Origin of the sequence: Paraniabella hibiscisoli (assembly GCF_022512515.1) — a bacterium.
In the GTDB taxonomy this organism is placed as follows: Bacteria; Bacteroidota; Bacteroidia; order Chitinophagales; family Chitinophagaceae; genus Niabella; species Niabella hibiscisoli.
This window is the reverse complement of sequence record NZ_JAKWBK010000001.1, coordinates 20,510-33,274: the sequence shown is the minus strand read 5'-3', so window position 1 is coordinate 33,274 and position 12,765 is coordinate 20,510. Positions and strand designations below refer to the sequence as shown.

Genomic DNA, 12,765 nt, shown 5'->3' with positions numbered 1-12,765 from the left:
ATGTGATTGCCCATTCCATCTAACTATACAAGCCCTATACTGATGTCCTTATGATCAGGATGCCATACGCTGCTAAAATCCCCGATGATCGCCTTATTGTTAGTGAAATCCAGGCGATGGATTTTTAACAGGTCAATGTCCTGTTGTGTTACTTTACGAAACATAGGATGCATGGTGCCGCCTTTGGCGCCCGCTGCTTGTGCAGGGTCATATTGAAAGGCCGGATCCACGAGGGTGCCCCGGGGATACATAATGCCCGGAACACCTTTGCCCCGAAGATCCATATCAGAAGGATGTTCCAGTCCGAGCGTATGCCCATATTCATGAGCAGCAGTAGTAGATCCCGGGTATAGGTTCTCCAGCTTAAAATAGCCGGTATTGCAGCCTAACCCGTCTACAAATGAAATATTGCCATGCGCAAATTCTTCAATACGGAAATAATTATTTGCAGGATTGTCGTTGGCTAGTATTTCCTCTGGTTCTATTTGCGGGCTATAAGTGGCCGTTATTTTAAATCGAACAGTATAAATAGTATCATTGAAAAAGATGTTGGCAGCGGGTTCATTCCACATGGTTTCTATTTCTTCCCGTATTTGGTGGGTGAGTTCTACACTTGCCGCATTACCGTAAGTATAAATATGCGAAAAGATTTGCAGCGTGGCCGATGATTGAATTTCTACAGTGCCCATGCGATTATTTTATCTAAAGATAGCTCACGAAAAAGCATCCGGAATCAACCAGATGCTTTTAATAAAAATTATATTTTAACGCTGCTGAAGCGAGCTGATGGTTATAAGCCTATTGGCCACCAGCCATGCCACCAATCAGTAAATGCCGGTTCCCATGCTGCTGTCCAAACCCTGCCGTCAAGGCCTGTAACAAATACATCCAGTTTGTCTTTGCTTCGGGAAACAGCGGTTACCGGTGCTCCCGGAGCGGCCATGCCCCCATTTAAAGTCCACCAACCTTTCCACCCTGAAGTAAATGCTGGTTCCCAGGCAGCGGTATGTATTTTACTGTTAACGTCTGTGGCGAAAATATCCAGTTTATCGGTGCTGCGGGATACAGCATGCACGGCAGAACCCTGGGGTAATTTAATACTTCCAATTACCCACCAACCTTTCCAGCTGGTAAAGCCGGCCTGCCATGCTGCAGTCCAAACTCTTCCGTCTGTTCCGGTAACGAAAATGTCCAGCTTGTCTTTTGATCTTGATACCGCAGTAACGGAAGCTCCGGGCGCAGCCATACCTCCCTGTACATGCCACCAGCCATGCCATCCATCTTTAAATGCAGGTTCCCATGCAGCAGTCATTACCCGGCCATTCACGTCAGTAACAAAAATGTCCAATTTATCGGTGCTTCTTGAAACTGCATGAACATAAGCGCCTTGCGGTACTTTTATGTTTCCAATGCGCCACCATCCTCTCCAGCTGGTAAAACCGGGTTCCCATGCTGCGGTATACACATAACCATCTGTACCCACTACAAATACATCTAATTTATCTTTACTTCTGGATACAGCTGTAACCGCCGCGCCGGGTGCCGCCATACCCTGGTTTAATAACCACCAGCCATGCCACCAATCTTTAAAGGTAGGTTCCCATGCAGCCGTATATACTTTATTGTCTGTTCCAATAACAAAAGCATCCAGTTTGTCTGTACTCCTGGATACCGGTATGACAGGAGCCCCGGCTCTGGCTTTTCCACCATTGAGCACCCACCATCCGCGCCAGCCATCAGTGAATGCCGGTTCCCATGCGGCTGTCATAATATTTTTGTTTAGATCAGTAACAAAAATGTCCAGTTTATTGGCACTCCTTGAAACTACATGAACCGGTGTTTTGGCTGGTAGCCTTGGGCTGGTCAGCACCGGCCATCCGATCTGAGCTCTTGTGAAAGTGCATATTTGCAGAGAGTTTTGATCCATAATGCAAGGCACACCACCACCGGCTGCGCAGGATTTGCAATTGCCATTCACCGTTTGACTACAGCCATGTTTACTGGTGCAACTATTGCAGGGCGTACCTGAACCGGTATACTCATCTGCAGCACCAAATAAATGACAGATTTCATGAGCTGTGATGGCATCAATGGTATTAATACCCCAACCGCCCCAATTGTTTCTATTGGCTAATGTAAACCTGGAATTGCTGGCGTAAGCATGCCAGTCAGTTCCGTAAGGAGTAATAAAAATAACAATCGCATGCGCCGACTCATTATTTTCCCGCATGTGTTTACGATAGTTGGCCACGCCGTTCCAGTCGCCTGTATAATTACTGTTGCCATTATAACTTACCGCCTGCATAGCAGGATTACGCCAGTAATCTTCCGCACTGTTATTATTGCCATTGGCTACATTAATGGAAACATATTGATAATTGAAAACCCAGGTCAGGTTACCTGTGGGATGCTGAGATGCCAGCCAGTTTAAGCCCGTTTGCACTTCGCTACGAAGCGTGGTTCTTTCGGTGGCGGTAAATTTAGGTCCGTCAGTTCTTGAAGATTCTACGAAAACCACGCCGATAGAAATCTCCCCATTCATGCGCCAGCAGGTTTCTTCGGCGCCAACGGCCCGTTCGCCCAAGGCTCTTTTTTGTTTGGGTATTTTGAAAAGCTCTTCGATCGTTTCCAGCGAAAGGCCTTCGATGGTCTCTTTCAATTCGGGGTTGGTTACCGCCAGCCGGGCCAGGTGATAGGCTTTGGTTGGATCCTTGATTTTCTTGGTAAGTGCCCGTTCGAAGGAACTAAAGTCGATGCCGGAAATAGAACGGGAGCGAATTTTTCTCGTTTTGGGAACTTCAATTTTGTTCTCCTTCAGGGTTGTTAAAAAAAATCACCTGTTAATTTAGAGTGAGGCATCGGCTCATCAAAGCGTTTGTCCCCCCATGAAATGCCTTTATTCGGATCCCCCTGTTTAATGTCTCTTGAGGCTGGCTTCTGACCTATATTCCAGGCTGCTATAATCTCTTTTTCCTCCCGGCTTTTTAATCCGAGTTCCTTTGCATTAATCAATCCCTCATGTACGGAAGAGAACAGCTTTGAGCCCGATATCGTTTTAAACTGCTTATCGGTGGCAAGCACTTCCAATGCTGTATCATCATATTGAGCGAGTACTTTTACATTTTTATCTCTTAAAAATATAAGAGCATCTTTACCTGAATTGGTGGTTTGCTTTTGTATAAAAAGCAGCAAATGTCTTTCCATGGCATTTAAATAATTAAAGGGTGAGGTGAAAGAGAATTGAAGTTACACTTGTTAAAAGGCAACTTGCAAATCAGGCTATCGCTAAATTGAGGTAGGTGCTAGTATTTGTTGGTCTCGTTGGGAAGTAGAAGGTATTGTAAGGCAGCTTCAGCGCTTTCAATATTCTTCAGGAGTGGCTGGTCTGCATTTGTTTTGAGGTTGTTTAACAGCACGTTAATACGATGATCGTCGCCAATAGATAATGTTTGAAAGTATATAAGTTCTGTAATGGCATTTACAATATTGCCTTTTGTAAACATCCCCAAAGAGGGGTGTGTGAACTTTTCAATAGTATTAAGGTCGCCTGATTCAGGATTCATTTGTATCTTCTTGCAAATGCCACAGATTATCGCTGTCGATGGGTTGGCAGAAACTTGTTGTATTAACCCGGGATTACTCTGCAATAAAACTCCTATACTTTTAGCTGCATTATTTTTAAGTCTTAGTCTTGCTGGTAGGTAGGGCACCTGGTCAGCCTGTGCGTATTCCTTTTCAAATAATTGAATGGTTTCTAAAATTTGAGGGAGGCTCTTAATACCTAGTTGCTCAAATTTTAGTGTATAGAGCTCATCAATAACAAGGTAAATGGCAGCGTTGATCGCGTTAATTTCCAATTTATAAGTATCGAAGCTGATACGGCCGCCATTTTTTCTTTAGTAACGATATGAAAACGTGAGGAGAGCAATACTATTTCATTACCGGAAGGTAAATGATAGGTTGCTGACAGTTGCAGTAAACGGCCGATAACCTGCTCCGTTTCGCCCTGCGACAACAATGGTTTTAGGTGCTGAATGTCCATTGGCATGCTTCAATACCTGCAAATGTACTATTTGTAAAAAATATCCAGATATTGATTTGACTAAGATCGGATGACCTGGTCCTGGCGATTTGTCTGGTTTGAGATTTTCTTTCTCTCCGCAACCAGTACAATAATAAATCCTGCTATATAGGCAAAGATATCTTCCCAGGCAAAGGAAGTGCCGATTACCGTTCTGGCCAGGCGCGAGTGTCCTAACCCCAGCCGATCGACAATATTACAATACTGCAATATTTCAACAATAAAAGAAAAAATCAGTACGCCAATTGCAACAGGAAGAACTGGTAATCGAATAAAGGATTTTGCAAAACAGTAAATCAATATAACCACCAATACATCGCCGATATAGGGACGTACAAAGTTGTCGTGCACATAAAGAGCAATTAGTATCTCGATAATGAACAATAAGATAAAAAGGATGAAGTAAGATTTCTTAAATGTGAACATTGTATATACTTTAATCAGGTACTTTTTGTGTTATAAAATAGCCAGTCATTTTGCCGTTGCTATAGTTCTTACTAGAACCGGCCCCGTTTTTAGAATAACTGTCTACACTTAAGCTTTCATATCCATATACCGATTTGCTGTTTTGTATAAACTGGCTACCTTGTTTTACCCGGCTGAGTTCGTAAGTGAGTTTATTGTTGTCGTAGGTTTTTAATGTGGCTAATACTCTTGAGTTGCTGTTATTGTAAGTATATTCCATCGTTCCTTCCAGTGTATAATAATCTTTATAGCGGCTTTCAGTCAATATCCGTCCTTTGTTGTCAAATTTAAAACTGCGATACATAGAGATAGTGTTGTCGCTATCAAAGTCTTTTATGGTGGCCACCTGTTTCAATGTATTGAAGATAAATTCTCGTCTGCTGTTGTCTTTATTATTAGTATAGGAGATGTACCGGTCGTGCAGGTATTTGTATTTTACTGTAAAGTCTGCTTTGCCATTTGTCAGGCTTTTCATGGAGTCCAGCAGTCCTAAAGAACTGTAGTAATATACCATTTTGTTTTTAGTGCCATTCATATAATCCATCTCGGTAGATTGAAATCGATTGGTTCCATCGTTTAAATAAACGTAGGATGCTTTTACAGTGGCCTCTTTTTGAGTACTGTCTTTATAGCTAACAAAACTATAGCGTCCTTTCATTTCAGGATCTTCTTTAAAAGGAGGAAGGGGTATTCTATGGTATTGCCGTTGCTGATCAAGGCAGCGGCATAAGAGGCGTCAGGAGTAAAGTGAGTGCTTAGTTTTAACTGCAGGCTGCTCTCCGCTGCTTCCTCACCCCAGCTTTCCTGCTTCATACTGCTTTTTCTTTGCGTTAGTTCTACCACAAATTTCTTTTTGACCAACGGGATATATTTGTTCGGGTCGTACTCAATTGTGGGTTGGGTGTTGCCATCAATCATGATCATGGCTGTGCGGTGTTTCAGGTCTTTTACATATACATACCAGCTTTTTAGTTTGGTAACTGATTTAAATGACTGAGCATTGGTGCGGCCCACAAATAGCGTAGTGGTGGCACCCCAAACATCCGGTAAATACTATCACTGTTCTTTTTATGGAGTGCCCCAATAGAAGGGTGCTCTTTTTTTGAAAGATTTTCTACGAAGAAAACAGCTTTGCTGCCATTGGTTAACGTGAAGTCTATTTTTTCTTTTAATGAGGATCTATTTGTTTGTGCATGGCTGCAGTGAAAAATAAGGAGGATAAAAAATAATGATAGACAACATTTCATAAGTAGGATTTAGCTGCTAATATCGCTTAATAAACGCATCGACTGCTCTTTTTCTTAAGTTGTTACCATTGCAAATAAAATAAAATGCAAATCTGGTTACTGTTTGCTGCCATTCATTTAATCCAACCGGTTCATTATAGGATTGGCCCTGCTAATTTCTTATTGGCTTTCCGGTCTTAATAACACTTTGCAAACGTTCCAATGTTTTTCTTTCTCCGCAAAGCGATAAAAAGGCTTCCCGCTCCAGGTTTAACAGGTATTGCTCACTAACTATAGTCGGCTCGCTGAGGTCGCCACCGCACATTACATAAGCCAGCTTGCGTGCTACCTTGGCGTCATGCTCAGTTGCGTATTGGCCCTGCTCCATGGCATGAATGCCGGCGAGCAAAGCGCCTAATGCACTGCGGCCCAAAACTTTTATGTCTTTGCGTTGCACGGGCATCGTATAACCACCGTCATAAAGGTCGATGACACTTCGTTTAGCTTCTGCAATGCGCCTGTCCTGGTTCATCACAACCTCATCTAGTCCCTTCCTGTAAATGCCCAGGTTATAGGCCTCATGCGCAGAAGTAGCCACCTTTGCAGTAGCAATAGTTAAAAACCTGTTTTGCAATGTAATGTTCTCCGGCTCACCAGCATGCATTTCATCAGCAGCGCGCAAAGCAAATTCTTTTGATCCGCCGCCACCCGGGATTACACCCACACCCAGCTCAACCAGGCCGGTATAGGTTTCGGCGGCCGCACATATTTTATCGCTGTGCAGGCTCAATTCGCAGCCGCCGCCTAATGCCAGGCCATGTGGTGCTACTACTACCGGTATGCTGGAATACCGCACCCGCATCATGGCATTTTGAAAAGCACGTATCGCAAAATCCAGCTCATCATATTCCTGCTCCACCGCCAGCATAAAGATCATACCTATATTGGCTCCTGCTGAAAAATTAGCGCCATCATTAGCTATTACCAAACCTCTAAAATCTTTCTCAGCCTTCTCAATAGAGGTTTGTATACCACTTAATACATCGCCACCAATAGTGCCCATTTTCGTATTCCATTGCAAGGCTAACACTTCATCGCCTATATCGTACAGTTTACAACTAGTGTTTTTCCAAACCAGCTTATCGCTGTAATTTTTTAGAATGATAAAAGCTTCTCCTCCGGGTATTGGTAAATATCCTTTGGACGCAATGTCGTAAAACAAAGTTTTACCATTTTCAACTTTATAGAAAGATGTATGACCCGCATCCAGCATTTCTTCTACCCAGGGAGCAATGCTACGGCCGGCAGCTTTTATGGCTTCGGCAGTTTTGGCCACACCTAACAGATCCCAGGTTTCGAAAGCGCCTATTTCCCAGCCAAAGCCTGCTTTCATCGCATCATCTACACGATACAATTCATCACTTATTTCAGGAATGCGATGGCTGATATAGGAAAACAAACCATAATGAAACTGTTTTAAGAACTCCGCAGCCTTGTCTTTACCGGCAATCAGCATTTTGATGCGGCCGGATAGATCTTCAATAGGTTTGGCTGCTTCCACCGAGGCAAATTTGGGTTTTACCCTTGGTTTATACTCAAAAGTCTTTAGATCCAGCGTGAGAATTTCTGAGCCTTTTTCCGTTTTTACTTTCTTAAAGAAGCCCTGCCCTGTTTTATCACCCAACCAATTGCTCGTGGTTATATGAGTCAGCCATTCGGAATTTTAAAAACCTGTTTAGCCTCGTCTTCCGGACAATTATCATATACGCCATTAGCCACTTTTACCAACGTGTCAATGCCCACAACATCTGCAGTTCTGAATGTTGCTGATTTGGGCCGTCCGATAATCGGTCCTGTAAGGGCTTCCACTTCATCAATAGTAAGATCAAGTTGATCCACCAGCGAGAAGATAGACATGATGCTATATACGCCAATACGATTGGCAATAAAAGCAGGCGTGTCTTTGCATAGCACAGTGGTTTTGCCGAGTATGAGGTCGCCATATTCCATTAGGAAATTAACAACATCAGGTGCGGTGTCTTTTGTGGGAATGATCTCCAGCAAACGTAAATAGCGGGGCGGATTGAAAAAGTGCGTGCCACAAAAGTGTTGTTTGAAATCTTCGCTCCGGCCTTCTGTCATCAGGTGTATAGGAATGCCCGATGTATTACTGGTAATCAAACTGCCCTGCTTGCGAAACTGTTCTACTTTGTCAAAAAGCTGCCGCTTTATGTCCAGTCTTTCTACAACCACTTCAATGACCCAGTCGCAGTTCGTAATATTTTTTAAATCATCATCAAAATTGCCGGTGGTAATTCTTTTTACGATGTCTGGCGTATAAAGAGGTGAGGGGCTGCTCTTTACAGCCGCAGCCAGTGCATCATTCACTATTTTGTTGCGGTCTTTACCCTCTGCTGCAATATCAAGTAACAATACAGGAATACCTGCTCCCGCAAAATGGCATGCGATGCGTGAACCCATTACACCACTACCCAATACAGCCACATTTTTAATGATACGTTTCATGAGTGTTCAGTTTTATGAAACCGGTTCTATAATTGGGAGAATTGAGGCATACTCTTCTGTTGGAAGATGTTGACTGGCAATTCAACCTATAGCTGGAAGCAACCGATTTGCTTAAATTTAGTTAGTTAAACAACTATTACTATGAAGGTAAGCATTTCGCGCAGTAATTTTATTTTGCAGCAATTGATTGTAAGCAATTTATTGACGAATGAAACGAGAGATAGAATAAAACTCGGTTATACGTATAAGTTTTTTATCTTTGTCGTATAAACGTTGCTATGGACGCCAAGGTTACTTTAAGCTTTAATGCTGCCGTAATAAAGAAAGCTAAAGACTACGCCGAATCTCAGGGATTGAGTTTGTCGCGCCTTACCGAGTTACTTTTAAAGAAGGTGATTTCAACAGGGCAACATGAAAATATTGAGCATATACCTATTGAGGATTGGGTAAGCATCGTTGCGGAAGGTCCCGCCGAATATAAAACCGCTCCTCTTTCGAAAAAGGAAAAAGCTAAATATTTCGAAGACAAAAAATAAACCCGGCAGTGAAGATCTTCGTAGATGCCAATATTCTGGTAGCGGTAGTTAATAAGGAATACCCCGTGTTTACTTATGCTTCGCGGGTGTTAAGTTGGGCTACAGCAAACAAACATCAATTGGTCTCAAGTGCTGTTGCATTAGGGATCACGTATTATTTTGCAGAGAAAAAACATGGTGCGACCTCAGCCAAAGCTCGCATGGTTCTGCTGATGCAGTATATTTTGATAGCAGATTGTGGTAATGGCGAGACGGTTTTAGCTGCCTGCGATAAAAAAGTAAAAGATTTTGAAGACGGCTTGCAATACTACGCTGCTTTAAATGCCGGGTGCTCCTGTATTGTTACAGAAAACACAGGAGATTTTTATTTTTCTTCGGTAGACGTATTAAGCGCTCAAAATTTCCTTCTAAAATATTACCGGAAATAGGCTACATCAGGATACCATTAATGGGTTTTAGCCGTTCCTGTATGTCCTGCTCATCCATCATTTCCTGCAGATCAACCGCTATACTACGGCACATAGCCGACATCGGGATATCGGTTACTGCATTCTCAAAAGGGTTTTCACTAAAATCGCCCACCTGCTCCATTGAGTTAAAGATCCATGCTACAACGAGACATACAGGAAAGATCAGCCACGGTACGGTCGGAGTGAGCTCTACGATCTGGGAGATGAGTCCGAACGGAAGAATAAACATAAATACATCCACGAACAAGCGGCTGAACACGGCATATTGCCTGGGAAAGGGATAGTTTTTAATGCGCTCGCATCCGCCCTGGTTATTATACAACTCCTGTATAATATTGCACATGGTCATGTATTCCATTCCATCAATAATGCCATTGGCTTTTAATGCTTTCAGGTCTGCATTTTGCATGTTTAGTAAATAGCTGGCGATATTACCCTTCTTTTTTACCAGGGCGTAGTCTTCAGGGGTAAGATACTTAGTGAGTATACGATCGGCTTTTTGTTCAAAGCTGTCTTCATCATTTCGCTGCAGCGGAGAGGTATACCGCTGATAGTAGGTTTCTGACCATACTTTATTTCTTCTAAGCTGTAGTCTCAGCATATTGCACCAGGCAATATGTCGGCGGATCAGTTTTTTGCTGATTTCTTCATCGTTTACTAATTGTAACACCATGGAGCCCCACATCCTGCTGGAGTTGGTAATGCCACCCCAGATGCGACGGGCTTCCCACATGCGATCGTAAGATGAGTTGTTTTTAAACCCGACGTAAAACGATACGGCGGTGCCTATTAGTGTAATGGGCAGGAGCGGAATGGCTACGTCATGATAACCCAGCACTACATATAATATATATACCAGCAAACTGGATACCATTGGAATAAAAATGGTATAAACGGTATTCGGCACCAGGTATTTTAAGCGGATAAATCGGGTGGTGTACATGTTAATTGGTTTTACCCACGGAAGTTAATGAAAACCTATAATTCATATAACATAGCCGCTACTTTTCTATTAGCATCGTATTTAATAGAGAATAGCTTTATCATAAAATGTTCATCCGTCATTAGCTTCGCTCTTCCTGGTGTCCTTGTAAGGTGCCTATTGGCTATTAATTTAACCTGAGGTGACCCAAACCATTTTTTTCACACCCTGTGTATAAAAGTCGGAGGCCTAAGGGGTTTCAGTTTTATTATATTTGCGTGTTTCGCTATGTTCATGTTATAAAAATCTGAAGGGTTTTAAATTCTAAATGTTTGGTTTATAATGTTTAACATTAATTTTAACGCGCTTGCTTCAATGGCTGCGGCGGGCGGGGATAGCAGCGAACTTGCCCGCGGCAGGTAGTAAGCCAGTTTAAGACGGGTGTGTAAGCTCGTGGCGGACTTGCAGGGAATAGCCCGGCACTGTTGGTGCGAGGCGGAAACTGGGCCACGCGCCCATTAAAATTGTTTAAAAAAGGAGATGATAAATGGCTAAGGAAAAAGTTATTACACCAGGTTCTGATTATGATGAGGATAGTATAAAAAGCCTTGACTGGAAGGAGCATATACGGCTTCGTCCGGGTATGTATATTGGTAAACTGGGTGATGGAGGTAGTCCCGATGATGGTATTTACGTGCTTGTTAAAGAGGTAATGGATAACTGTATCGATGAGTACACCATGGGGCATGGCAAAACTGTTGAGTTAAAAATTGAAGGCAAAACAGTAACTGTTCGTGATTACGGAAGGGGATCCCGCTGGGTAAGGTAGTGGATGTGGTAAGTAAGATTAATACCGGCGCAAAATACGATAGTCGTGCTTTCCAGAAATCGGTAGGTTTGAATGGGGTAGGTACCAAGGCGGTAAATGCGTTGAGTACCTATTTCAAAGTATCTTCAATCAGGGAGCAAAAGGAAAAGGTGGCCGAGTTCGAAAGAGGTATCCTAACGAAAGAACATAAGGAAACCAGTACTACAGGCGCCAATGGTACCATGGTTACTTTTATACCCGATGATACGATATTTAAGAATTTCAAGTTTCATCCGGAGTTCCTCGAAAACCTGCTATGGAATTATTGCTTTCTGAATGCAGGGTTGAAAATTGTCTTTAATGGTAAAACCTACGTAAGTCGTAATGGCTTATTGGATTTGCTGGAGCGCAAAACCAATCCCGATGAAATAAGGTATCCCATCATCCATTTAAAGGGGGACGATATTGAACTGTCCATTACGCATGGCAATGAGTATGGTGAAGAGCTGTATAGTTTTGTAAACGGGCAGCATACTACGCAGGGTGGAACACATCAGCAAGCGTTTAGAGAGGGCTTTGTAAAGACTATTCGTGATTTTTATAAGAAGGATTATGAAACCTCTGATATAAGAACGGGTATTGTTGCGGCCATCAGTGTGCGTGTGGTGGAACCGGTTTTTGAAAGCCAGACCAAAACCAAGCTGGGATCGCAAAACGTGGATATTAATGGTCGAGCATGCGCCAGTTTGTGGGCGATTTTTTATCAAGAGAGCTGGATAACTACCTGCATAAAAATCCAACTGTTGCCGACGCATTGAAGAAGCGTATTGAGCAGAGTGAGCGCGAACGTAAAGATCTGGCAGGTATTAAAAAACTGGCAAATGAAAGAGCGAAGAAAGCCAACCTGCATAATCGCAAGCTGCGTGATTGCCGCTACCATTTAAATGAAGAGCCGCCTGCAAAAAACAAAGAAGAGATTATAGCTAAACAAAGTGAAACAACCATTTTTATAACTGAGGGTGATAGTGCTAGCGGATCGATTACTAAGGCACGTAACGTGGAAACACAGGCCGTGTTTAGTTTGCGTGGTAAGCCTTTGAACTGTTTTGGCCTCACCAAAAAGTGGTATACGAGAACGAAGAGTTTAACCTGCTTCAGCATGCGTTGAACATAGAGGAAGGCATGGAAGGGTTAAGGTTCAATAATATTGTAATTGCCACTGATGCCGATGTAGATGGTATGCACATTCGCTTACTGATCATGACTTTCTTCCTGCAGTTTTTTCCGGACCTTGTAAAACAGGAAAAAGTATACGTGCTGGAGACGCCTTTGTTCAGGGTACGGGATAAAAAAGAAACGATCTACTGCTATAGCGAGACAGAAAAGAAGGCAGCATTAAAAAAGCTTTCCGGTAAACCAGAAGTAACCCGCTTTAAAGGTTTGGGTGAGATTAGTCCTGATGAGTTTGCTCAGTTTATTAGTACGGATATGCGTAAACAACTGATGCGTGTAGAACATGGAGATCATATTCAGCAATTGCTGGAGTATTATATGGGTAAGAATACCATGGAACGCCAAACCTTTATCATTAATAACCTGGTGGTAGAAATCGACAAAGACGAAGAACTGGAAGAAGAATTGGCGGTTAATTAATACTTCGCAATTATTAATAGAGCATTAGAGTTGCAGATAAGAGAAATAATGCTATAGCGGCTAAAAATTTTCATTTGA

General features: G+C 42.7%; 17 protein-coding genes. 6 read left to right on the top strand and 11 right to left on the bottom strand.

Annotation, left to right across the window (positions count from 1 at the left end):
* Nucleotides 1-23: 23 nt before the first annotated feature.
* The 10 genes from MKP07_RS00195 to MKP07_RS00155 form a co-directional block, all read right to left on the bottom strand.
* A complete protein-coding gene (locus MKP07_RS00195; RefSeq protein WP_240844460.1) occupies nucleotides 24-689 on the bottom strand; it encodes a M10 family metallopeptidase domain-containing protein in 666 nt (221 codons plus the stop codon).
* Between the two features lie 101 nt (nucleotides 690-790).
* Nucleotides 791-2,659, bottom strand: a complete 1,869-nt coding sequence (locus MKP07_RS00190; RefSeq protein WP_240844459.1) for a hypothetical protein — start codon at nucleotides 2,657-2,659, stop codon at nucleotides 791-793.
* A 164-nt stretch (nucleotides 2,660-2,823) separates the two neighbouring features.
* A complete protein-coding gene (locus MKP07_RS00185) occupies nucleotides 2,824-3,204 on the bottom strand; it encodes a hypothetical protein (RefSeq protein ID WP_240844458.1) in 381 nt (126 codons plus the stop codon).
* Nucleotides 3,205-3,302: 98 nt separating this feature from the next.
* Entirely contained in the window at nucleotides 3,303-3,857 is a 555-nt protein-coding gene (locus tag MKP07_RS00180; protein WP_240844457.1) for a hypothetical protein, read from the bottom strand.
* Nucleotides 3,797-4,042, bottom strand: a complete 246-nt coding sequence (locus MKP07_RS41860) for a hypothetical protein (protein ID WP_394803517.1) — start codon at nucleotides 4,040-4,042, stop codon at nucleotides 3,797-3,799. The genes MKP07_RS00180 and MKP07_RS41860 overlap by 61 nt, the downstream gene beginning before the upstream one ends.
* A 60-nt stretch (nucleotides 4,043-4,102) precedes the next feature.
* On the bottom strand, nucleotides 4,103-4,507 hold the full coding sequence (locus tag MKP07_RS00175; protein ID WP_240844456.1) for a ribosomal maturation YjgA family protein: 405 nt from the start codon (nucleotides 4,505-4,507) through the stop codon (nucleotides 4,103-4,105).
* A gap of 10 nt (nucleotides 4,508-4,517) precedes the next feature.
* Nucleotides 4,518-5,204, bottom strand: coding sequence for a hypothetical protein (locus MKP07_RS00170; RefSeq protein ID WP_240844455.1), 687 nt, complete (start codon nucleotides 5,202-5,204; stop codon nucleotides 4,518-4,520).
* Nucleotides 5,201-5,560 (bottom strand): hypothetical protein, encoded by a 360-nt coding sequence (locus MKP07_RS00165; RefSeq protein ID WP_240844454.1) that lies wholly within the window; start codon nucleotides 5,558-5,560, stop codon nucleotides 5,201-5,203. The genes MKP07_RS00170 and MKP07_RS00165 overlap by 4 nt, the downstream gene beginning before the upstream one ends.
* 384 nt (nucleotides 5,561-5,944) lie before the next feature.
* Complete coding sequence (locus MKP07_RS00160) at nucleotides 5,945-7,456, bottom strand: enoyl-CoA hydratase/isomerase family protein (RefSeq protein WP_240844453.1); 1,512 nt, start codon at nucleotides 7,454-7,456, stop codon at nucleotides 5,945-5,947.
* A gap of 23 nt (nucleotides 7,457-7,479) precedes the next feature.
* The gene (locus MKP07_RS00155; RefSeq protein ID WP_240844452.1) at nucleotides 7,480-8,298 is read right to left on the bottom strand and encodes a 3-hydroxyacyl-CoA dehydrogenase family protein; all 819 of its coding nucleotides are present in this window, start codon (nucleotides 8,296-8,298) and stop codon (nucleotides 7,480-7,482) included.
* Nucleotides 8,299-8,576: 278 nt separating this feature from the next.
* Between MKP07_RS00155 and MKP07_RS00150 the strand changes: the two genes are divergently transcribed.
* A complete protein-coding gene (locus MKP07_RS00150; RefSeq protein WP_240844451.1) occupies nucleotides 8,577-8,834 on the top strand; it encodes a DUF6364 family protein in 258 nt (85 codons plus the stop codon).
* A gap of 8 nt (nucleotides 8,835-8,842) precedes the next feature.
* Nucleotides 8,843-9,262, top strand: coding sequence for a type II toxin-antitoxin system VapC family toxin (locus MKP07_RS00145; RefSeq protein WP_240844450.1), 420 nt, complete (start codon nucleotides 8,843-8,845; stop codon nucleotides 9,260-9,262).
* A 1-nt stretch (nucleotide 9,263) separates the two neighbouring features.
* On the opposite strand, the gene MKP07_RS00140 is transcribed toward MKP07_RS00145, so the two are convergent.
* Nucleotides 9,264-10,247 (bottom strand): bestrophin family protein, encoded by a 984-nt coding sequence (locus MKP07_RS00140; protein WP_240844449.1) that lies wholly within the window; start codon nucleotides 10,245-10,247, stop codon nucleotides 9,264-9,266.
* Nucleotides 10,248-10,773: 526 nt separating this feature from the next.
* Here MKP07_RS00140 and MKP07_RS37340 point away from each other — a divergent pair.
* The 4 genes from MKP07_RS37340 to MKP07_RS37325 are packed head-to-tail and all read left to right on the top strand — an operon-like array spanning nucleotide 10,774 to nucleotide 12,687.
* Nucleotides 10,774-11,055, top strand: a complete 282-nt coding sequence (locus tag MKP07_RS37340) for a hypothetical protein (RefSeq protein WP_262919084.1) — start codon at nucleotides 10,774-10,776, stop codon at nucleotides 11,053-11,055.
* Between the two features lie 5 nt (nucleotides 11,056-11,060).
* Nucleotides 11,061-11,852 carry a DNA topoisomerase IV subunit B family protein gene (locus MKP07_RS37335; RefSeq protein WP_317235734.1) on the top strand — a complete coding sequence of 264 codons (792 nt, stop codon included), beginning with the start codon at nucleotides 11,061-11,063 and terminating at the stop codon, nucleotides 11,850-11,852.
* Nucleotides 11,849-12,202, top strand: a complete 354-nt coding sequence (locus MKP07_RS37330; protein ID WP_262919083.1) for a hypothetical protein — start codon at nucleotides 11,849-11,851, stop codon at nucleotides 12,200-12,202. The genes MKP07_RS37335 and MKP07_RS37330 overlap by 4 nt, the downstream gene beginning before the upstream one ends.
* Entirely contained in the window at nucleotides 12,157-12,687 is a 531-nt protein-coding gene (locus MKP07_RS37325) for a toprim domain-containing protein (RefSeq protein ID WP_317235733.1), read from the top strand. The genes MKP07_RS37330 and MKP07_RS37325 overlap by 46 nt, the downstream gene beginning before the upstream one ends.
* Nucleotides 12,688-12,765: the final 78 nt, after the last annotated feature.